At 70.6% G+C, this 20,408-nt stretch carries 19 protein-coding genes, 2 tRNA genes, 1 other RNA gene and 1 pseudogene; 7 read left to right on the top strand and 16 right to left on the bottom strand.

All coding sequences use genetic code 11. The features are described from left to right. Window positions 1-25 precede the first annotated feature (25 nt). Window positions 26-304, bottom strand: coding sequence for a WhiB family transcriptional regulator (locus P5P86_RS02910; protein ID WP_280611203.1), 279 nt, complete (start codon window positions 302-304; stop codon window positions 26-28). A gap of 225 nt (window positions 305-529) precedes the next feature. Between P5P86_RS02910 and P5P86_RS02905 the strand changes: the two genes are divergently transcribed. Further along, window positions 530-2,923: a transglycosylase domain-containing protein gene (locus tag P5P86_RS02905; protein WP_280609779.1), complete on the top strand. Its 2,394-nt coding sequence runs from the start codon at window positions 530-532 to the stop codon at window positions 2,921-2,923. 13 nt (window positions 2,924-2,936) lie between these two features. Here the strand turns inward: P5P86_RS02905 and P5P86_RS02900 are convergent, their stop codons facing one another. Further along, window positions 2,937-3,398 (bottom strand): GatB/YqeY domain-containing protein, encoded by a 462-nt coding sequence (locus tag P5P86_RS02900; protein ID WP_280609778.1) that lies wholly within the window; start codon window positions 3,396-3,398, stop codon window positions 2,937-2,939. 17 nt (window positions 3,399-3,415) lie between these two features. Between P5P86_RS02900 and P5P86_RS02895 the strand changes: the two genes are divergently transcribed. Next, window positions 3,416-4,333: a metallophosphoesterase gene (locus P5P86_RS02895; protein ID WP_280609777.1), complete on the top strand. Its 918-nt coding sequence runs from the start codon at window positions 3,416-3,418 to the stop codon at window positions 4,331-4,333. Between the two features lie 57 nt (window positions 4,334-4,390). Continuing rightward, a tRNA-Pro gene (locus P5P86_RS02890) sits at window positions 4,391-4,464 on the top strand. 96 nt (window positions 4,465-4,560) lie between these two features. Here the strand turns inward: P5P86_RS02890 and P5P86_RS02885 are convergent. Further along, the gene (locus P5P86_RS02885) at window positions 4,561-5,145 is read right to left on the bottom strand and encodes an LOG family protein (protein WP_280609776.1); all 585 of its coding nucleotides are present in this window, start codon (window positions 5,143-5,145) and stop codon (window positions 4,561-4,563) included. An 84-nt stretch (window positions 5,146-5,229) separates the two neighbouring features. Between P5P86_RS02885 and P5P86_RS02880 the strand changes: the two genes are divergently transcribed. Both P5P86_RS02880 and P5P86_RS02875 read left to right on the top strand, forming a co-directional pair. Beyond that, window positions 5,230-6,426: a glycoside hydrolase family 6 protein gene (locus tag P5P86_RS02880; protein ID WP_280609775.1), complete on the top strand. Its 1,197-nt coding sequence runs from the start codon at window positions 5,230-5,232 to the stop codon at window positions 6,424-6,426. A gap of 22 nt (window positions 6,427-6,448) precedes the next feature. After that, window positions 6,449-7,138 (top strand): hypothetical protein, encoded by a 690-nt coding sequence (locus P5P86_RS02875; protein ID WP_280609774.1) that lies wholly within the window; start codon window positions 6,449-6,451, stop codon window positions 7,136-7,138. A gap of 14 nt (window positions 7,139-7,152) precedes the next feature. Here P5P86_RS02875 and P5P86_RS02870 read toward each other — a convergent pair whose 3' ends face one another. The 8 genes and pseudogenes from P5P86_RS02870 to P5P86_RS02835 all read right to left on the bottom strand — a co-directional run bounded on the left by P5P86_RS02870 (window position 7,153) and on the right by P5P86_RS02835 (window position 13,971). Continuing rightward, window positions 7,153-8,205 (bottom strand): aspartate-semialdehyde dehydrogenase, encoded by a 1,053-nt coding sequence (locus P5P86_RS02870; protein WP_280609773.1) that lies wholly within the window; start codon window positions 8,203-8,205, stop codon window positions 7,153-7,155. Next, a complete protein-coding gene (locus P5P86_RS02865) occupies window positions 8,202-9,494 on the bottom strand; it encodes an aspartate kinase (RefSeq protein ID WP_280609772.1) in 1,293 nt (430 codons plus the stop codon). Before P5P86_RS02865 ends, P5P86_RS02870 begins: the two co-directional genes overlap by 4 nt. A gap of 45 nt (window positions 9,495-9,539) precedes the next feature. Then, a complete protein-coding gene (locus P5P86_RS02860; RefSeq protein WP_280609771.1) occupies window positions 9,540-10,139 on the bottom strand; it encodes a DUF5063 domain-containing protein in 600 nt (199 codons plus the stop codon). 35 nt (window positions 10,140-10,174) lie between these two features. Beyond that, window positions 10,175-10,771, bottom strand: coding sequence for a recombination mediator RecR (gene recR, locus P5P86_RS02855; RefSeq protein WP_280609770.1), 597 nt, complete (start codon window positions 10,769-10,771; stop codon window positions 10,175-10,177). 21 nt (window positions 10,772-10,792) lie between these two features. After that, window positions 10,793-11,179: a YbaB/EbfC family nucleoid-associated protein gene (locus P5P86_RS02850; protein ID WP_280609769.1), complete on the bottom strand. Its 387-nt coding sequence runs from the start codon at window positions 11,177-11,179 to the stop codon at window positions 10,793-10,795. Between the two features lie 1,003 nt (window positions 11,180-12,182). Next, a pseudogene (locus P5P86_RS20070) lies at window positions 12,183-13,350 on the bottom strand (DNA polymerase III subunit gamma and tau); the annotation flags it as partial. Window positions 13,351-13,471: 121 nt separating this feature from the next. Then, window positions 13,472-13,562: signal recognition particle sRNA small type (ffs, locus tag P5P86_RS02840), an RNA gene on the bottom strand. Window positions 13,563-13,629: 67 nt separating this feature from the next. Next, a complete protein-coding gene (locus P5P86_RS02835) occupies window positions 13,630-13,971 on the bottom strand; it encodes a hypothetical protein (protein WP_280609767.1) in 342 nt (113 codons plus the stop codon). Between the two features lie 38 nt (window positions 13,972-14,009). Here P5P86_RS02835 and P5P86_RS02830 point away from each other — a divergent pair, with 38 nt between their 5' ends. Both P5P86_RS02830 and P5P86_RS02825 read left to right on the top strand, forming a co-directional pair. Further along, the gene (locus P5P86_RS02830; protein ID WP_280609766.1) at window positions 14,010-14,474 is read left to right on the top strand and encodes a MarR family winged helix-turn-helix transcriptional regulator; all 465 of its coding nucleotides are present in this window, start codon (window positions 14,010-14,012) and stop codon (window positions 14,472-14,474) included. A 64-nt stretch (window positions 14,475-14,538) separates the two neighbouring features. Then, window positions 14,539-14,626: transfer RNA gene (locus P5P86_RS02825), tRNA-Ser, on the top strand. Between the two features lie 50 nt (window positions 14,627-14,676). Here P5P86_RS02825 and P5P86_RS02820 read toward each other — a convergent pair. The 5 genes from P5P86_RS02820 to P5P86_RS02800 form a co-directional block, all read right to left on the bottom strand. Beyond that, the gene (locus P5P86_RS02820; RefSeq protein WP_280609765.1) at window positions 14,677-15,297 is read right to left on the bottom strand and encodes a hypothetical protein; all 621 of its coding nucleotides are present in this window, start codon (window positions 15,295-15,297) and stop codon (window positions 14,677-14,679) included. After that, entirely contained in the window at window positions 15,294-16,094 is an 801-nt protein-coding gene (locus P5P86_RS02815; RefSeq protein WP_446724949.1) for a phosphate ABC transporter ATP-binding protein, read from the bottom strand. The genes P5P86_RS02820 and P5P86_RS02815 overlap by 4 nt, the downstream gene beginning before the upstream one ends. A 212-nt stretch (window positions 16,095-16,306) precedes the next feature. Next, window positions 16,307-17,245: a sortase gene (locus P5P86_RS02810; RefSeq protein ID WP_280609764.1), complete on the bottom strand. Its 939-nt coding sequence runs from the start codon at window positions 17,243-17,245 to the stop codon at window positions 16,307-16,309. Then, a complete protein-coding gene (locus P5P86_RS02805; RefSeq protein ID WP_280609763.1) occupies window positions 17,242-19,038 on the bottom strand; it encodes a substrate-binding domain-containing protein in 1,797 nt (598 codons plus the stop codon). The genes P5P86_RS02810 and P5P86_RS02805 overlap by 4 nt, the downstream gene beginning before the upstream one ends. Further along, window positions 19,035-20,408: a PstA family ABC transporter permease gene (locus P5P86_RS02800; RefSeq protein WP_280609762.1), complete on the bottom strand. Its 1,374-nt coding sequence runs from the start codon at window positions 20,406-20,408 to the stop codon at window positions 19,035-19,037. The genes P5P86_RS02805 and P5P86_RS02800 overlap by 4 nt, the downstream gene beginning before the upstream one ends.

The raw sequence follows: 20,408 nt of genomic DNA, 5'->3' as shown, positions 1-20,408 counted from the left end.
CAGCCTCGCCGCCGTCCCGCGACCCTCAGACGGGCGCGGACTCCTTGGTCCGCGCCGCTTCGAGCACCGATCGCCACGATGCGGCCGGCTTGCGGCGCAGCAACGCCCGACGCTCCCGCTCGGTCATGCCGCCCCACACGCCCCACTCGATCTGATTGTCGAGCGCCTCGGCAAGGCATTCGGTACGCACCGCGCACCCGCTGCAGACCTGCTTGGCCTTGTTCTGCTCGGCACCTCGCACGAAGAGTGCGTCCGGCTGCTCGACTCGGCAGGCAGCCTTGGGTGTCCAGTCTTCAACCCACATGTTGTGTCCCCAGATGAAATTCGAACCGGGAGCGTGTGTCCCCACGACCACGCGACCGGCCTTTTACCCGTGGGGTAAACCTAAAGGGGACCTGAACGCCGTGCCCAGACTCGTTCGACTCACCTGCCGTAGTCCGATTTGACTACTCGCCCGGGCCGTCGGCCGGGGTGGGTCCCGGCCTCGCCATCAGCACAGGTTCAGGAATACCCGGGTACCCTGAGCCGCATGTCTGCGCAGGTTCCCCCGTCTCGCGTCCTCAGTCATCTGGGGGTGATGGCGGTCCTCGCCGTCGTACTCGGAGTGGTGGTCGCGGGTATCGCGATCCCGTTCGCCGGCATCGCCGGCATCGGTGCCCGCCAGGTCGCCAAGACCGTCGACGACCTCCCCGCCGCCTTCGACACCGGCACGCTGCCGCAGACCACCCGGATCCTGGACGCCGACGGCAACCTGATCACCACGCTCTACGACCAGAACCGCGTCTACCGACCGCTGGACCAGATCTCGCGGAACATGACGCAGGCGATCGTCTCCATCGAGGACTACCGCTTCTACCAGCACGGTGCGATCGATCTGAAGGGCACGCTGCGCGCCTTCGTCACCAACCAGGCCAACAGCGGCACCGTCCAGGGCGGCTCCTCGATCACCCAGCAGCTGGTCAAGCAGACGCTGCTCACCCAGGCCGAGGAGTCGGGCGACAAGGCGGCCATGAAGGCCGCGACGGCCGACACCTACTCGCGCAAGCTCAAGGAGCTGCGCTACGCGATCGCGCTGGAGCAGGCACACAGCAAGGACTGGATCCTCGAGCGGTACCTCAACACGGCCTACTTCGGTGACGGCGCGTACGGCGTCCAGGCGGCCGCGCGGCACTACTTCGACGTGAACTCCAACCAGCTCACCGTCAAGCAGAGCGCGCTGCTGGCCGGCCTGGTGAAGAACCCGACCGGCTACGACCCGACCAACTTCCCCGACGCCGCCATCGCCCGGCGCAACGTCGTCCTCGACCGCGAGGCGCAGCTGCACGTCATCAGCAGCGACGAGGCCGATGCGCTCAAGCAGAAGAAGCTCGGTCTGAACGTGCAGTCCTCGCAGAACGGCTGCGTGAACTCCACCGCGGCGTTCTTCTGCGACTACGTCGTGAACTACCTCGAGCAGGACTCGGCCCTGGGCAGCACCGTCGACGCCCGCAAGAAGCTGCTCACCTCCGGTGGCCTGACGATCAAGACCACGCTGGAGATGAGCAACCAGAAGGCGGCCGCCACATCTGTCGCGAACCACGTGCACGCCACCGACAACGCGATCGGGGCGGTCGCCGAGGTCCAGCCCGGCACCGGCGACGTTCTCGCCCTCGCGCAGTCGCGGCCGATGGGCACCGACACCAAGAAGGGCCAGACCTACATCAACTACACGATCCCGCAGGAGGTCGGCAACGCGCCCGGCTTCCAGGCGGGGTCAACCTTCAAGGCGTTCGTGCTAGCCACGGCGATCACGCAGGGCATCCCGCTGACGACGACGTTCAGCAACCAGCCGACGATGACGTTCAACCAGAGCCTTTACGCGAACTGCCCCGGGTCACCGCCCTTCGTGGGCACCTGGCGCGTCGGCAACTCCACCATCCTCAAGGGGACGATGAACGCCTACGTGGGCACCCGCGAGTCGGTGAACACCTACTTCGCGCAGTTGGAGCAGAAGACCGGCGTCTGCGATCCCTACAACCTGGCCAAGTCGATGGGAGTCGAGCTCACCGACCCGTCGGTCGAGCGGTACCCGACCTTCACTCTCGGCGTCGACAACGTCAGCCCGCTGGAGATGGCCGGCGCCTACGCCACCTTCGGCGCCCGCGGCGAGTACTGCACGCCGCACCCCGTCAGCGAGATCCTCGACTCGGCGGGCAACTCGATCAAGACCTACTCCCCGGAGTGCAACCAGGTGATGCCGGAGACTACCGCCGACGCGGTCAACGACGTCCTGCGCGGCGTCCAGGAGCCGGGCGGTTTCGGCTACCAACTGGGCCACACGGAGCTCACCAAGGACGGCCAGACCATCCCTTCCGCCGGCAAGACCGGCACCACCCAGGACGGCAAGTCGGTGTGGTTCATGGGCTACACCCCGCAGATCGCCACCGCCGCGATGATCGCCGGCGCGAACGAGAAGGGCCAGCCGGTCCCGCTCGGTGGCCAGACCATCGCCGGCAACTACGTGAGCGGCAGCCAGGTGACCGGCTCCGGCTTCGCCGGTCCGATGTGGGCCGACGCGATGCACCCGATCCAGAACAGCCTCAAGATCGAGGACTTCACAAAGCCGGACCCGACCGTCGTGAAGGGTGTGCAGATGCCGATCCCATCCGTCGGCGGGATGAGCGTCTCGGAGGCGACCAGCACCCTCGAGGCGGCCGGCTTCACCGTCACTACCGGCAGCCAGGTGACCTCCAGCTACTCGGCCGGGAAGGTCGCCTACAGCTACCCGTCCCACCAGGCCGCGAGCGGCGCCTCGATCATGCTCTACATCTCCAGCGGCCCGGCGAAGCACAAGAAGCACAAGAAGAGCGGCCGGACGCTCACCCCGGGCGGCGTGGGCAACCCGGCTGGTCACGGATCGCCGGGGCGCGGCCGGGGTCGCTGACCCGCCGGCTGGCTCAGGCGCCGAGCTGGCGACGTACCTCCGCGGCGACGGCGCCGCCGTCGGCGCGGCCCTTGACCTGTGGCGTCACCACGCCCATCACCTTGCCCATCGCCTTGACGTCGGCGGCGCCCGTCTGTGCGATCGCCTGCGCGACCAGGCCGCTGATCTCCTCGGCGCTCAGCTGGGCCGGGAGGTAGTCGGCGATCACTGCCGCCTCGGCGGTCTCCTTCGCCGCCTGCTCGGCTCGGCCGCCGTCGGCGAAGGCGGTGGCCGCCTCGCGGCGCTTCTTGGCCTCGCTGGAGAGCACGCCGATGATCTCGTCGTCGGAGAGCTCCCGGGCCTGCTTGCCGGCGACCTCGGCGTTGGTGATCGCGGTGAGAACCATCCGCAGCGTGCTCGAGCGGACCTCGTCGCGCGCCTTCATCGCGGTGGTGAGGTCGGCGCGAATCGTCTCCTTGAGGGTCATGTTGTTCATTGTGGCAGGGTGGAGGCATGCGGCTCCGCTCGGTTTTCGGCTCTCTGGTCGGAGCGGGGGTGCTGGCGGGCGGCGGGCTGACGGCATACGCCGCGTGGGAGGCGAGGCAGTACACGCTGCGTGAGCTGACCGTGCCGGCGCTGCCGCCGGGGGCGGATCCCCTGCGGGTGCTGCATCTCTCCGACATCCATCTGGTCCCGACCCAGCAGCGCAAGCTGGATTGGCTCGCCGGGCTGGCGCTGCTGCGACCCGACCTGGTGGTCGACACCGGCGACAACCTCGCCCACCAGCGCGCGGTACCGCCGCTGATCGACGCGCTCGGCGGCCTGCTCGACGTGCCAGGCGTGTTCGTGCACGGCTCCAACGACTACTTCGAACCGCGGTTGCGCAACCCGTTCCGGTACCTGCTGCCCGACAACGGCAAGCGGCACGTCGACGTCCCGCAGCTGCCGTGGCGCGACCTCAGCGCCCGCTTCACCGGCGCCGGCTGGACCGACCTGACCAATCGCACGGCGCGGGTGCGCGTCAACGGCCTGGACATCGCCTTCGCGGGGGTGGACGACCCGCACCTGGGCTACGACCGGCTCGACCGGGTCACCGGACCGGCACCGGTCAGCGCCGATCTGCGGCTCGGGATCACCCACGCGCCGTACCTGCGGGTGCTGGATCGCTTCGCCGAGGACGGGTACGACGCGATCCTCGCCGGACACACCCACGGCGGCCAGGTCTGCCTGCCCCGGCTCGCCGGCGGCGGGCGGGCGCTGACCACGAACTGCGACATCGACCCCACCCGGGCTCGCGGCCTGCACTTCCACCAGGACTCGTGGCTGCATGTCTCCGCCGGCCTGGGGACCTCGCCGTACGCCCGGATCCGGGTGGCGTGCCGACCGGAGGCATCCTTGCTGACCTTCGTCCCCCGGCCCGATTACGGATGACCTGTCCGGCTCCGCTATGCTCCGGTTCGTTGCCGAACGCGGAAGCGGGACGCGATGCGGGGTGTGGCGCAGCTTGGTAGCGCGCTTCGTTCGGGACGAAGAGGCCGCAGGTTCAAATCCTGTCACCCCGACCCTGTGATGTCTCAGGACATCGGAAACCGCCGGACCGGCAGATGCGGGTCCGGCGGTCGTCATTTCGGTCCCGCTCGCGCCGGGGGCCGGCCGACTCAGCCGCGCAGCTTGTCCTCGAAGCCGACGCCGATCCGGCTCGCGAGCCCGGCGAGAGCCTCGTCGAGCGTCTCGGCGACGACCGCGTCGTCCAGCGCGCTCTGCCGGACGAATCCGGCGTCGACCAGCCCCTGCAGGGCCGCAAGCAAGGGCGTCCAGAAGCCATGGAGGTTGTAGAAGCAGACCGGGTCGTCGTTGAAGCCGATCTGACGCCAGCTCCAGACCTCGATGATCTCCTCGAGGGTGCCGATGCCGCCGGGCAGGCACAGGAACGCGTCGGCGCACTCCGCCATCAGCGCCTTGCGCTCGTGCATCGTCTCCACGACATGCAGCTCGGTCAGGTCGTCACGGCCCCACTCCCGCTCGACCATCGACCGCGGGATCACCCCGATCACCTCGCCGCCGGCGTCCAGCGCGCCCTGGGCGACGGCGCCCATCAAGCCATGTCCGCCAGCACCGTAAACCAGCCCGATACCGCGCTCGGCCAGGCCGCGACCCACGTCGTAGGCCGCTGGGAGCAGCGTCTGGTCGTGGCCGGGTGTCGAGCCGCAGAAGACGGCCACGCGGCGGATCGTGGAGTGCATGCGGACCAGCGTAGAGCCCCGCTGCTGCCCGCCATGTGAGACGTTCGGCTCAGCTGATCGGGCCCCGTCGCCGATCCTCTTGGGGTGAGAAATCGCATCGCCCTCCCTCTCTCCGCCCTCGCCACCGGCCTGCTGGTCCTGACCGTCGCGCTCGCCGGCACGGTGGGCGTGATCGGCCGCGGCGGCGGCGCCCAAGCCGCGCAGGCCCCCGTCGGCATCGGGGCGAAGAAGCTCACGACGTACGACGTGGACATGAGCGGCGCGCCGCTGGCGCAGAACCCGACCAACCCGCTGGCGGGCGGGCGCTGGTCGGTCAACACCGGCTACTGGGACAACCTCTACCCTGCCTACGCCGCCGCGACGGGCACCGACCGGACCTACCTGGCCAAGTCGGCGCTGCAGCCACGGATGCTGTGGTTCACCATCGGCAACTCCGCCCACCGGCCCGGCGCTGTGTCCTCCTACATCGCGCAGGAGCAGCACGGGGATCCGAGCGTGCTGGTGCAGCTCGCGATCTTCGGCATCTGGGGATTCAAGGGCGAGGGGAACCGCACGAAGCACAAGCTGACCGCGAAGGAGAAGGCGACGTACCGCTCCTGGATCGGGCGGGTCTCGGCCGAGATCGGCTCCTCGCGCGTCGCGATCGTGCTGGAGCCGGATCTGGCACTCACCGCCAAGCGGTCCGATCAGCCGAAGAAGCAGCGGACCAAGGGGGCCGCTGCGCGGCAGGGCCTCACCCGATACGCCGCCCAGACCTTCGCCGCCCACAACCCGCGAGCGGCTGTCTACCTCGACGCCGGCGACGCCGACTGGCTCAGCACCGCTCAAGCGGCGACGATGCTGCAGAAGTCGGGGATCGCCTACACCCGCGGCTTCGCGCTGGGCGCCACTCACTACTCCGCGACGTCGGCCGACGTCGACCACGGCGCGGCGATCGCGTCCGCGCTGGCGGCCCAGGGCATCCACCGCCACTTCGTCATCGACACCGCCGACAACGGCCGTCCGTTCACCTACAGCCAGTTCTACGCCAAGCACCCGCATCGCCTCTTCGACGACTCCGCGCCCTGCAAGTCGGCGACGGCTACCGTCTGCAACGCGCTCGGTGTTCCGCCGACGTGGAAGGTCACCTCGACGCCGGTGCCCCTGACCGCGGCGCAGCGCGGCACCGCTGCCCAGCTGGTCGACGGGTATCTGTGGTTCGGCAGGCCGTGGCTGCGCAACCAGGCGACCCCGTTCGTCCGGTCGAAGGCGATCCGCGCCGGGATGTACTCGCCCTACTGAGTCCGGATGAGAGACTGCTCACATGGGGTCAGACGCCGAGTCCGAGTCGAAGCTCGCCGCACCGAAGCTGTTCGGACGCAAGAAGCAGGCTCGTCCGGCTCAGCCGGTCGTCGAGCCGCCTGCGCCCGCCGCGCCCGACGAGGCGCCCGCCGCGGCCTCCGATCCCGTCGAGGCGCCTGCGGCCGCCGAGCCTGACGAGGCCCCGACGGCGACGGCCGCCGAGCCTGTCGAGGCGTCCTTCGATCCCGCCGAGGCGCCCGCCGAGCCTGTCGAGGCGCACGAACCCTCTCGACCAGCCCGGGGAACGACGGTCAAGCTGACGCTGCCCACCCTCTCCGGGACCCAGGCCACCGCGATCACCGGCCTGATCGTGGGTGCGTTCCTGGTGCTCGCGACGTACGGCGCCCTCCACCTGTGCTCGACCGTGCGTGGAGCCACGACGTGCGGCGGCCGGGCCGGCTTCCCGCTGCTGCTCGCGATCGGGCTCGTCGCCGTCTTGGGTGGGGGCGCGTTGCTCCGGGCGTTCCACATCACCTCCCCCGTCGGGGACAGCTTCCTGGCCGTCGCCCTGGTGGCGGTGTTGACGGTGCTGTTCCTGCACAACCACTACGACGCCTGGTGGATGCTCCTGGCCGTGCCGCTGCTCACCATCGCCGCCTACCTGCTGGCGCACTGGGTGAGCGTCACCTACATCGACCCCGTCGAGGACTGAGCCCCGCGCCGGCCTCAGAGCCGCGCGGCCACGATCTCGGCGAGCTGCACGGTGTTGAGCGCGGCGCCCTTGCGCAGGTTGTCGTTGCTGATGAACAGTGCCAGCCCGCGGTTGCCGGGCACGCCCTCGTCCTGCCGGATCCGGCCCACGTAGGAGGGGTCCTTGCCGGCGGCGTGGAGCGGGTTGGGTACGTCGACCAGCTCGACGCCGGGCGCACCCGTGAGCAACTCGACCGCCCGCTCGGGGGTCATCTCGGCGCGGAACTCGGCGTTGACCGAGAGCGAGTGGCCGGTGACGACCGGAACCCGCACGCAGATGCCCGACACGCGCAGCTCGGGGATCGAGAGGATCTTGCGGGACTCGTTGCGGAGCTTGTGCTCCTCGTCGGTCTCGTTCAGCCCGTCCTCGACCAGCGCGCCTGCGTAGGGGATCACGTTGTAGGCGATGTGGGCGACGTACTTCTCCGGCTCCGGCATCGTGACCGCCCCGCCGTCGTAGGCCAGCTCACGCGCCTTGTCGCCGGCCGCCGCCACCTGCGAGACCAGCTCCTCGACGCCGGCCACGCCGGAGCCGGAGACGGCCTGGTAGGTCGAGACGATGAGCCGCTCGAGACCGGCCGCGTCGTGCAGCACCTTGAGCGCCGGCATCGCTGCCATCGTGGTGCAGTTGGGGTTCGCGATGATGCCGCGCCGGGCCTCGATCACGCCGTCCATCGCCTCCGGGTTGACCTCGGAGACGACCAGCGGGATCGCCGGGTCCTTGCGGAAGGCACTGGAGTTGTCGATCACGATGACGCCCGCCTCGACGAACCTCGGCGCCAGCGCGCGCGAGGTGGTGGCCCCGGCCGAGAAGATCGCGATGTCCAGGCCGCTCGGGTCGGCGGTCGCCGCGTCCTCCACGACGATCTCGCGCTCGCCGAAGGGGATCGCCTTGCCCGCGCTCCGGGCGCTGGCGAAGAAGCGCACCTCGCCGACCGGGAACTCCCGGTCGAGCAGGATCTGGCGTACGGCGACACCGACCTGGCCGGTCGCGCCGACGACCCCGATGTTGACGGGACGGGTGCTCATCGGCCGGTACCTCCGTAGACGACTGCCTCGATCTCGTCGGTACCGAGGGCGAAGGCCGCGTGGGCGGCGTTGACCGCGTCCTGGACCTGGGACTCCGAGACGACGACCGAGACCCGGATCTCCGAGGTGGAGATCATCTCGATGTTCACCCCGGCGTCGGAGAGCGACTCGAAGAAGCGCGCCGAGATGCCCGGCGCCGAGCTCATGCCCGCGCCGACGATCGAGACCTTGCCGACGGAGTCGTCGTACTGCAGTCGGTCGTAGCCCACGTCGGCCTGGAGCCGGGCCAGCGCCGTCATGGCGGTCTGACCCTCGCCGCGCGGCAGGGTGAAGGAGATGTCGGTCAGGCCGGTCGCGGCCGCCGACACGTTCTGCACGATCATGTCGATGTTGACCTGCGCCTCGGCCAGGGCACGGAAGATGGCGGCCGCCTCGCCCGGCTTGTCCGGCACGCCGACGACAGTGATCTTGGCCTGGCTGCGGTCGTGCGCGACGCCGGTGATGATGGCAGCTTCCATGGTTCGGTTCCCCTCAGGAGTCGACGCAGTCACGTCCTCGGCCCGGACCACCCAGGTGCCCTCCTTCTCCGAGAAGGAGGACCGGACGTGGATGGGCATGTCGTAGCGGCGCGCGTACTCGACGCAGCGCAGGTGCAGGATCTTGGCGCCCTGCGCAGCCATCTCCAGCGTCTCCTCGTAGGAGATGCGCGGGATCTTGCGGGCGCGCGGCTCGATCCGCGGGTCGGCGGTGAAGATCCCGTCCACGTCGGAGTAGATCTCGCACACGTCGGCGCGCAGCGCCACCGCGAGCGCGACGGCGGTGGTGTCCGAGCCGCCACGGCCAAGCGTGGTGATGTCCTTGGTGGTCTGCGAGACGCCCTGGAAGCCGGCGACGATGGCGATCGCGCCCTCGCTCAGCGCCGTCTCGATGCGGCCCGGCGCGACATCGATGATCTTGGCTCGGCCGTGCTCGGCGTCGGTGATCACGCCGGCCTGGGAGCCGGTGAAGGAGCGCGCCTCGTGGCCGAGGTTCTGGATCGCCATCGCGAGCACAGCCATCGAGATCCGCTCACCCGCGGTGAGCAGCATGTCGAGCTCGCGCGCGGGCGGGAGCGGCGAGACCTCGTTGGCCAGCTCGATCAGGTCGTCGGTGGTGTCGCCCATCGCGGAGACGACGACCACGACCTGGTGGCCCAGCTTCTTGGCGTTGACGATGCGCTGCGCCACTCGCTTGACGCCGGCAGCGTCAGCGACGGACGAGCCGCCGTACTTCTGGACGACAATACCCACGTCAAGAATCCTCGGGGATGTGCTGGGGGAAGGGCCACCCGAATTCTACCGGGGCAGCTCGGCCTCGCCCTCCAACATCTCATTCGCCGCCGCCACGTCCTCGTCCTCGCCGGTGAAGGGCTCGGCGTCGAGGCGGTCGTGCGCGACCACCATGAGCAACGCGTTCAGTACGGCGCCAGCCAGGTTGCCCCAGTTGTTGACGTAGCTGAACTGCCACCACCACAGCGCCTCGTCCACGTCGCCGCGGCGGAAGTGCCGCAGCCCGTTCTCGAGATCGGCCACGATGCTGGACACGTCGTCAGAGATCTGGCTGATCACGATCTCCGGCTCGTAGGGATCGAACACGAAGCTGTAGGTGTCGACGCTGTCCAGGATCCCGGCCAGGCCCATCCGCAGCTCGTCGACGTCCGCCTCCTCACCGACGTCGGGCTGGTACTCCTCGCGCGGCTCGAAGTCCTGGTGGGCACCCAGCCGGGCACCGGTGAGCAGGACCTGGCTCACCTCGAGCAGCAGCAGCGGTACGGCGCTGCCGGCGTTGCCCTCGGCCGCGATCGCCCGGACGGCGATCAGGAAGCTCTCCACCGAGTCCGCGATCTGGGTCGAGAAGTCCTCGCCCTCGCTGGTGGTCACCGTCGTGGTGGCCATACCCTCTTCCGCCTTTCGTTCTCGCCGGTCCATGCTCACTCCGCGGACCTCCGGCCCACGAATGCTCGCCCGAGGGTGACCTCGTCGGCGTACTCCAAGTCTCCGCCCACCGGCAGCCCGCTCGCCAGTCGGGTCACCCGCAAGCCCAACGGACTGAGCTGCCGGGTGAGGTAGGTCGCCGTCGCCTCACCCTCGAGGTTGGGGTCGGTGGCGAGGATGACCTCGGTGATGGCGGTGTCGTTGAGCCGGCCGAGGAGCTCGCGGATGCGCAGCTGGTCCGGACCGATCCCGTCGATGGGGCTGATCGCACCGCCGAGGACGTGGTAGCGGCCCTTGAACTCGCGGGTCCGCTCGATCGCCACCACGTCCTTGTACTCCTCGACCACGCACAGCACGGTGGGGTCACGGCGCGGGTCGCGACAGATCCGGCAGGTCTCCTCCTCGGAGACGTTGAAGCAGATCGAGCAGAACTTGACCCGCTGCTTGACCTCCACCAACACCGCGGCCAGCCGCTGCACGTCGGCCGGGTCGGCCTGCAACAGGTGGAAAGCGATCCGCTGCGCGCTCTTGGGTCCCACACCGGGGAGCCTGCCGAGCTCGTCGATGAGGTCTTGGACGACGCCCTCGTACAACTTCTACCTACTCATCCGGTGCTAGAAACCGAGCTGGCCGGGGTTGCCACCCGGCAGGCCGCCGCCCTGGCCCAGGCCGCCGGTGAGCGGCCCGAACGCCTGGCCGGCGAGCGCGTCCGCCTGGGTCTTGGCATCGCGGTAGGCCGCGACGATCACCGCGGCGAGGTCCTCGAGCTCGTCGGGATCGTTGCCGTCGAACTCGCCCTGGCGGATCTCCAGGCCGACGAGCTCCCCCACGCCGTTGACCTTGGCCTTGACCGCGCCGCCGGCGACGGTGCCCTCCACGATGGTCTCGGCGAGCTGGTCCTGGGCGGTGGCGAGCTGCTCCTGCATCTGCTGCGCCTGCTGCAGCAGGGCGTTGAGGTCGAGCCCCCCACCGCCGAGCGCCTCGAACGGGTTCTGCGTCATGTCGTGCTCCTCGCTGCTGCCTACTGGTGGCGGATCTCTTCGATGATCTGGGCGCCCAGCTCACGCTGGAGCAGCTCGGCCCCGCCGAGCTGGTCGTCCTCGAACGGCTGGTCGTCGGGCCGTACGTCGGCGTCGCGCGCGGCCAGGTCGGCGGCCGCCCGGCCCTGCTCCTCGACCGGATCCGGTGCGGGACGGCCCACCCGGGTCGGCTGGATCGCCTCGCGCGCGGCGCGGGAGGCGTCGTACGCCGGAGGCGTCGCCGGACCCGGCTCGTCCCACGGCGGGGGTGGCGCGTCCCGACTCGCCGGGGGCTCCGGCGGCACGCCCGTGTCGACCGGTGGGGACGGCTCGGACCTGGCCGGCGGCGGGCTGTCGGGCGCTTGCTGCTGCGGCGCCTGCCGTGCCTGCTGCGAGGCCGGCGTCGCCTGCGCGGGCGCGCTTCCCGGCGCGGTGCCCTGGTCGACGATGGCCTCGATCCGCCAGTCGGCACCGATCACGTCGGTGATCGCCTGCTTCAGTGGCGGCTCGTGGTTACCCCGGGTGAACTGCTCGCGCAGACCCGAGGTGGCGAACCCGATGGTGAGGACGTCACCCTCCAGGCCCATCACCTGGGCGTTGTGGCTGACGAGGGTCCAGGTGGCCTTGCGCAGCTGGCTGAGCTTGGTGACCACGTCGGGCCACAGCCGGCGCACGTCGACGGTGCCCAACCCGCTGCTGGTGGGAGCGGCTGCGGCCGGAGCTGCCTGTGACGGAGCAGGCGTCGGCGAGGGCGCAGGGGACGGCGACGGAGCAGGGGACGGTGACGGAGCAGGCGTCGGCGAGGGCGCCGGCGTCGGCGACGGAGCAGGGGACGGCGACGGAGCAGGCGTCGGCGAGGGCGCCGGCGTGGGTGCGGGCCGCGGCGCCGGCTCGTCGGTGGGCGCGCCCACCGACGGTCGCAGCACCGGGCGGTCCTGGGCCGGAGGGGGCGCCGGGGCGGCCGGGGCCGGCGTCGGCACCCCGGTGACCGAGAGCCGGCGCTCGACCCGGTCCAGCCGGGCGGCGAGGCCCTCGACGCCGTGGTCGGCACCCGGCAGGAGCACCCGGGCGCAGATCAGCTCCAGCAGCAGCCTCGGCGCGGTGGCGCCACGCATCTCGGTCAGCCCGGTGGCGACCAGGTCCGCCGCACGACTCAGATCGTGGGCGCCGAAGCGGGTCGCCTGCGCGACCAGCCGCTCACCGGCGTCCTCGGCGACGTCGATCAGACCGCTGGCGGGCGCATCCGGGACTGCGGAGACGATCACCAGGTCACGCAGCCGACGCAGCAGGTCCTCGGTGAACCGGCGGGGGTCCTGGCCGGTCTCGATCACCTTGTCGACGACACCGAAGACAGCGGCGCCGTCGCCCGCCGCGAACGCGTCGATCACCTCGTCGAGGAGGCTGTCGGGCGTGTAGCCGAGCAGGCCGGCGGCGAGGTCGTAGGTGACGCCCTCGGGACCGGCGCCGCCGAGCAGCTGGTCCATCACCGAGAGGGTGTCGCGGGCGGAGCCGCCGCCGGCACGCACGACCAGGGGCAGCGCGGCCGACTCGACCCGGACACCCTCCTTCTCGCACAGCTCGGAGAGGTAGGCGGTCAGCAGCCGCGGCGGGATCAGCCGGAAGGGGTAGTGGTGCGTGCGCGAGCGGATGGTCGGGATGACCTTCTCCGGCTCGGTGGTGGCGAAGATGAAGCGCAGGTGCTCCGGCGGCTCCTCGACCAGCTTCAGCAGGGCGTTGAAGCCCTGCGTGGAGACCATGTGGGCCTCGTCGATGATGTAGACCTTGTAGCGGCTCTTGACCGGCGCGAAGAACGCCTTCTCGCGCAGATCGCGGGCGTCGTCGACGCCGCCGTGGGAGGCGGCGTCGATCTCGATCACGTCGATGCTTCCCGGCCCGCCGCGCGCCAGGTCGCGGCACGAGTCGCACTCACCACAGGGATCGGCGACCGGCGCCTTCTCGCAGTTCAGCGCACGAGCGAGGATGCGCGCCGACGTGGTCTTGCCGCAGCCCCGCGGTCCGGAGAAGAGGTAGGCGTGGTTGACCCGGTTGTTCGCCAGGGCGGCCCGCAGCGGCGTGGTGACGTGTTCCTGGCCGATGACCTCGGCGAACGTCTCGGGCCGGTAGCGGCGGTAGAGGGCGAGCGGGGAGTCCACGCATGAACACTAACGAGTGGGTCTGACAGCCGGTAGCGCGCGCCCACGACCACCCTGCGGCCGGCAGGCCGGCCCGGGCCACGGGCCCGCCGCCCAGCACCCCGGCGCGGGCTGGAAATGCGAAGGCCCCCCACGTACCCGACAGAGCTCTCCTACCCTTGCTGCCTTCCGGCCCTGGGGGGATTCGGCGAGATGCCGCCACATGGGGGGTTGCGCAGCAGTCTAGGTGAGGCCGCCGCCGTGACCCAACCCGGCGTCGATCCGACGCCCGGGCCAGGATCAGCGCAGCACCAGGATCAGCCCGACCACGGTGGGCAGCAGGCCGAGGAGCAGCCACGCGTTGCGGGGGTCGCGCCGGTGGATGGCCTGGCCGACGACGACCGCCGCGACCCCGAACAGGCCGGCGATGATGCTCAACCCGATCTGGCCGCTGCGCAGGTCGGTCATGGTGGCAGCGATGACGATGCCGACGCACAGGTGCGCGATGGTGAACACGGCCAGCACCGAGAGGACCCAGCGCTGGACGTGGGTCAGCGCCTTGTCGTTGACAGGACGGACCGGGTTGCTCGGATCCATCAGGTGCCGCGGCCTCTTGTCCGCCGGCTTCTCGAGGCTGTTCACGTATTAATTTGTACACCAACTATTGGTACACTCACAAAGTGACGTTCGAGACTCTCCCTCCGGCGCTCGACGGCGTCGAGGACCCCCTCGCCCTCGACCAGCAGGTCTGCTTCGCCCTCGCCATCGCCGCCCGCTCGGTGATAGCCCTCTACCGGCCCGTGCTGGAGCCGCTGGGACTGACCCACCCGCAGTACCTGGTGATGCTCGCTCTGTGGGGACGTGACGCGCGCCGCGTCGGCGACCTCGCCGCCGCGCTCGAGCTCGACCCCGGAACGCTCTCCCCTCTGCTCAAGCGGTTGGAGTCGGCCGGCTACGTCCGCCGCGAGAAGGATCCGCAGGACGAGCGTGCGCTCGCCGTCGTCCTGACCGATCGGGGGCGCGCCCTGCGCGAGGACGCCCTGGCCATCCCGCCCACCATCGTGGAGCGCCTCGGCCTGCCGCTGACCGAGCTGCTCGACCTGCACCGTCGCCTCACGTCGGTGATCGCCGCCGCCACCTCCTGAGCCGGGTGGAAGGGCCGCCTCGCCCGATTTCCGGCGGCCGTCGCGCACCGGTAAGGTACGCGACGGATCTGTCGCCTAGTGGCCTATGGCGCACGGCTGGAATCCGTGTTGGGTTAACGCCCTCGGGGGTTCGAATCCCCCCAGATCCGCCACGAGAAGAGCCCCTCCGCGGAGGGGCTCTTCTCAGCTTGCGCGCCGGTCCTCAGCCGAACGACTCCCCCGTGCGGTGCACGTAGCTCTGCATCGTCGCGCGCGACAGCGTCGCGGCCAGGCTGCACTCCGGGTCGTCCACCGCGACCAGCTGCTGGTGCGGCAGCCCGATCATCACCGGTACCTCGTGGTCGTGCACGACCCACCGCGGCGCCGGCTGGTCGGGGAAGAAAGCGAGCGACACCCCGAGGTGGGACACCCGGCGCACGAGCCGGCGGATCCGCCCGACGGCGATCTCGGCGTTGGGGCACGGCAGCGCGCCGAGAGCGACAGCCCGCTGGTTCACGGCCAGCCGCCAGAACACGGTGTCGCACGGCCACTGCGCCGTCTCGGGCCGCACCACGAGCAACTGCTGCTGCTCGATCCACTGCTGCACCGCCTCCGAACGCCGCGGGTCGACGACCTCTGTCAGCACGAAACGGAACGCCTGCGGCCGTACGGCGTGGCGCCGTGGCATCCGCTGCTGCGCCGGGGCCCACTCCGCCAGCGGTCCGGCGTCGAGCCAGAGCGCGGGGACCTGCGAGCGTCGAGCGTGGCCGGTCGCACTGCTGCCGCCCGAGGGCGGATAGAGCTCGGCGATGCCGTCCCCACCCTCGGGGAGCAGGCCGCTCATCCGAACCGACCGTTGACGTAGTCGTGGGTGCGCGGGTCCTGCGGGTTGTTGAACATCGCCGTGGTGTCGCCGTACTCGACGATCACGCCGGGCGTGTTCTGCGCCGCCAGGAAGAACGCGCACTGGTCGGAGACGCGGGCGGCCTGCTGCATGTTGTGCGTGACGATCACGACGGTGACCTGGCCGCGGAGTTCGGCGATCGTCTCCTCCACCCGGCGCGTCGAGGTCGGGTCGAGCGCCGAACAGGGCTCGTCCATCAGGAGCACCTGGGGCGAGAGGGCGAGCGCGCGGGCGATGCACAGCCGCTGCTGCTGACCGCCGGACAGCCCACCGCCGGGCTGGTGCAGACGGTTCTTGACCTCCTCCCACAGCGATGCCTTGCGCAGCGAGTCCTCGACCAGGAAGTCCTGCTCCTCCCTGGTCGCCTTGACCCCGCACAGGTCGAGCGCGGCGATGGTGTTCTCGTAGATCGACATCGCCGGGAACGGGTTCGGCTTCTGGAAGACCATCCCGATGTCGCGCCGGGCCCGGGTCACCCGCTCGGCCGGCGCGTAGATGTCGCGCTCACCCAGCAGGACGCGCCCCGACAGCGACGCGCTCGGCACCATCTCGTGCATCCGGTTCAGGATGCGCAGGAAGGTGGACTTGCCGCAGCCGGACGGGCCGATCAGCGAGGTGATCTGTCCGGCCTCCATGGTGAGCGAGACCCGGTCGAGCACCTTGTGATCGCCGAACCAGGCGGTGATGTCGCGAGCCTGCAGCTCGGCGGCCGAGGCGCCCGAGAGCCGCGAGGCCAGCAGGGGCGAGGGCTGGTAGGAGCCGTCGCCTCCGGTCCCACCGGCTGCCGAGCGGCGGCCGCGCAGCGACAGGGACCAGCGTCGCCGGGTCCGCCTGTCCGGTTTCCCGCCATCGCGCTCCTCGACCGTGCTCCCGGCGGTCCCACCCTGCGCGAGGGGGAGTACCTCGGTCTCCGGATCCTGGATCTGCGGATTGCTGCTCATCGGTACTCCTACATCAGGTTGGGAAGGAACGTGCAGACGTCGCCGGCGACCAGCAGCGCGACGACGGCCAGGACCGGTCCGAAGACGATCCAGGTGGCGGCCCGCAGCCAGCGCTTCCAGGCCCAGGTCGCGGCAACGGCCAGCAGCACCAGCAGCTCGACCAGCCACGAGAGCGCGAAGGCCGGCGAGGTGTCGCCGCGCAGCGCCTGCTCGGCGGGCCGGATCGCCCCCGGTGCGAGCACCGCGGCCGGCCGCGGGAAAGCCTTGGAGACCAGCTCGGCATCGACCCGCAGCACCCCGTTGGGACGGAACGCGCCTCCCGAGGCGGTCATCAGGGTGAGCCGGCCCTGGCCGGAGGCGAGGACCGGCAGCCTGGTGCTGGCGCTGCGGGCACCGAGGACGCGGTACTCGGCGATGCCCTGGCCGGTCTGAACCGTGAACCGGGAGCCGGGTGCGAGGTCGTGGAGGTGCTTGAAGACCCCGCCGTACGCGGCCGCACGGCCCATCAGCACCGAGACCCCCGGTTGACCGGGCAGCGGGGTGTCGCGCCGGTGTCCGACGCCCTTCATCGTCTCGCCTGAGCTGGTGCCCTCGACGACGACCTCGCGGATGCCGAGCGCAGGGATGCTGAGCAGCGCTACGGGCGAGCCCGGCCTGATCAGGTGCCCCGAGACGTCGGTCTGCCCGATCGGCACGGAGCCCTCGGCCAGCTCGCGACGGAGCTCGCCGTAGAGCCGGTGCTGGGCGGTGAAGTGCTGGATCGGCGCGATCAACGTCAGATTGACCAGCAGCACCAGCAGGCAGATCGACACCATCGTCATCGCGTAGGAGACGATCACCGCCCGGTAGTCCGGCGGCTTGGCGACCCGCTCGCGCTGCAGCCTGGGAAGCCGGTCCGGCCACCGCAGGGACACCGAGCGCATCAGCGGTCCGCTCCACTCGGTCACCACCCGCTCCCGTCCCCGTCAGGATCGGCTTCGGCGTCCTCCCCCGGCCCGGTCGCCGCCAGCCGCTGCCGACGCCGTACGTCGAGGGCGCGGGCGACCACGGGAGGCGCGAAGATCAGCAGTACGGCGACGATGCCGCTGAGGATCAGCGCGGCCTGCGCCGGTCCCCAGGTGGAGCTCCCGTCGATCACGGTGGGATTGGCGACCAGCTGGGTGCCGTCGCCGGTGGCGTTCGGAGCCGAGCAGATGCCGGTGTCGGGGTCGCAGGCGACCGAGGCCGCCACCGCAGCCGGGGCGCCGGTGGTGGCGGCTGCGGGGCCGGTACCGGTGCCGGCGCCGGTGCCCGCCGCGGCGGTCGGCGCGGTCGAGGCGGTCGACGTGGTCGGCTGCAGCGTCGTACCGCCGCCGTGCTTCTTGCCGCCCTTCGTACCGGGGCCGTCGTTGACCGCCGCTGCGATGCCCGTCCACGGCGCCTGGCAGGCGGCATCGCAGCCCGCCGGGAACGGGGCGGTCTTGACCAGCTGGTTCACCGACGGTGAGTCGCCGGGCTTGAAGGTCGGGTTGTCGCACGGGTTGGCGGTGCCGGTGCTGGCGCCCTTCTTGGTGGCGGCGATCGTGGACGCGGTCGCGGCGTCGATGCCGGGGATCCGGGAGACCTGGTCCATCGCGGCGAGGACGAGGTTCATCGGTAGTGGGGAGTAGCCCAGCGCGCCCATCGTGCGCTGGCCCTCGCACAGCGCATAGGTGCCGAAGTAGGCCAGCGTGGAGCCCTTGCCGGTGTCGAAGCTGCCGTGCGTCACGGTGGGCACGATGAGGTAGGAGTAGGCCGAGATCGGGTACGTGCGCGGGTCCTTGTAGGCGTAGACGTTCGACAGGTCCTGGCTCAGGTAGTTGGCCGAGCTCTTGTCCTGGTTGATCTTGGCCTGGGTGAGCGCCACCGCGACGGCGGTGTCGCTCGGGACCGTGTAGAAGCCGGCCGCGTTCTGCACCTGTGCGACCGGGAACCCGACGCCGCGGGCGTAGGAGTACTCGTCGTAGTTGATCGTGTACGGCGTCGAGGCCGTGTAGGTCGTGACGCCGTTCGAGCCGGACTGGGCGACGAAGTTCGTCAGGTGCTGGTAGGGGAAGTACGACGTCGCGCTGCTCGCGTTGCAGCCACCGGTCTTCGCGCATAGCTTGGCGTAGTCGGCGGGGAACTGGTGCTTCATCCACAAGGTGAACTCCGCGGTCGCGCCCGAGCCGTCGGAGCGGACCACCACGGTGATGCGCTGGGCGGGCAGGTTGACCCCAGGGTTGGTCGCCTTGATGATCGGGTCGTTCCACTGGGTGACCTGGCCGGAGAAGATCTTGGCCAGCGCCGCCTGGGACAGGTCGAGCGTGGTCAGCCGCTTGCCGTTGACCTGGACGTTGTACATGAACGAGGTCCCGCCGGCGACCACCGGCAGCATGCCGTAGCCGAAGCCGGGGAAGCTCTGGTCCTGCGGGTCGGCGGTGTCGCCCTTGTACGGGATCTCGGAGACGGCGTAGTCGGAGAGACCGTTGGCGAAGTTCGCCCGGCCCTGGGAGGACCCGTCGGGGTTGAAGTCGACGGTGACGCCCTGGGCCTTGACGCCGGTGACCCAGTCGTTGAGGGCGTTCCCGGCCCAGGAGGAGCCGTCGCCGCTCAACCGCGGATAGCTGGCCGCGTGCGCGGCCGGGAGTGCGGTCGACCACAGCGCCGCACTGCAGATCGCCACCAGCGCGGCGAGGGCGATGCCGATCCGCCGCAGGGTCGAGAGGGTCGGGAAGCTCATGAGTCGTCTCCTGCGTGCCGGCCGAAGGGGTCGGGGCGATCGGGCTGTTCGGGTGGGATCGGTGGCGTGTCGTCGACAGCCGTGAACGCGCGCGTGCGAGCGATGTCCACCACGCCCGCGCGCGGGTCGGGGTCGCGCAGTTCGGCGAGCACGACGGCAACGCGGGCGTGGTGGTCCTCGATCCGGCCGAGGTCACGTTGCGAGCGGACGGCGAGGCGACGTCGCTGCCGATCGGTCACCTCGCCGGCCCGCTGGCCACCGAGCACGCGCGCGATCACGAAGAGCACGAGCACGACGAGCATCAGGAACGCGGCGGTGGCGAAGCCGCGGGCCTTCATGTCGGGCTGCGGGCTCTTGATGAACTCCAGCGCCGCGAGCGGCAGCGAGATCTGCGGCCCGTTGAACGGGTTCCAGTTGAGATTGTTGGTCACCCCGGCGGTGAGCAGCACGGGGGCCGTCTCGCCGATGCCGTGCGCTGTACCCAGGATGATCGCGGTCGTCAGACCGGAGCGGACGGTCGGCAGCACGACGCGCCGTACGACGGCCCACTGGCCACCGCCCAGGGCGAGACCAGCCTCGCGCAGGTTGCCCGGCACCAACCGGAAGACGACGTCAGCCGAGCGGATCATGATGGGCAGCATCAGCACCGTGATGGCCAGCGAGGCGGCGAAGCCGTTGAACTGCCGGGTGACCAGCAGGATCACCGAGCCGTAGATGAACAGACCCGCGACCACCGAGGGCAGCGCCGTCATCGCCTCGACCACGGTGCGCACCAGCCGCGCGTACCGTCCGCCGACCTCGTTGAGGAAGACGGCGGTGGCCGTCCCGAGCGGGATGGTGATCGCGAGCGCGATGCCGATCTGCTCGATGGTGCCGACCAGGGCGTGGAAGATGCCGCCCTCGCTCAGCGGCGACAACGGCCCGGTCAGGCTCATGTCGTCGGTGAAGAAGTTGTGCCTCAGGTGGCTGAAGCTGAGGTGCCGGAAGACCGACTGGCCGCGCACCAGCGTGTAGCCGATGACCAGGAACAGCATCGACACGATCAGCAGCCCAGCGGACCACAGCACGACGGACCAGAACCGGTCGCGTACGGCGGGCCCGTTCTCGGTCAGCGAGATCAGCGCGCCGTAGGTCAGCACGAACCAGAGATAGCTGACCAGCGGCACCCAGCCGAGCGTGGTCAACCCGAGCACCGGGCCGAGGAGGAAGCCCACGGCCGGCCCGGCGGCGGCCCCGCCGAGCAGCGCCAGCATCTCGTGCCGAGAGCGGCCGATCCGGATCCGCGGCGGATCCGCTGTCAGCGGGGGCAACGTGTCCCGGGGCGTGACGGTCGCCTTCGGGATCGGCCGCCGCGACGCGGTCGTCGTCAT

The organism is Nocardioides sp. BP30, assembly GCF_029873215.1.
GTDB lineage: Bacteria > Actinomycetota > Actinomycetes > Propionibacteriales > Nocardioidaceae > Nocardioides.
This window is presented reverse-complemented; position numbering and strand designations above follow the sequence as displayed.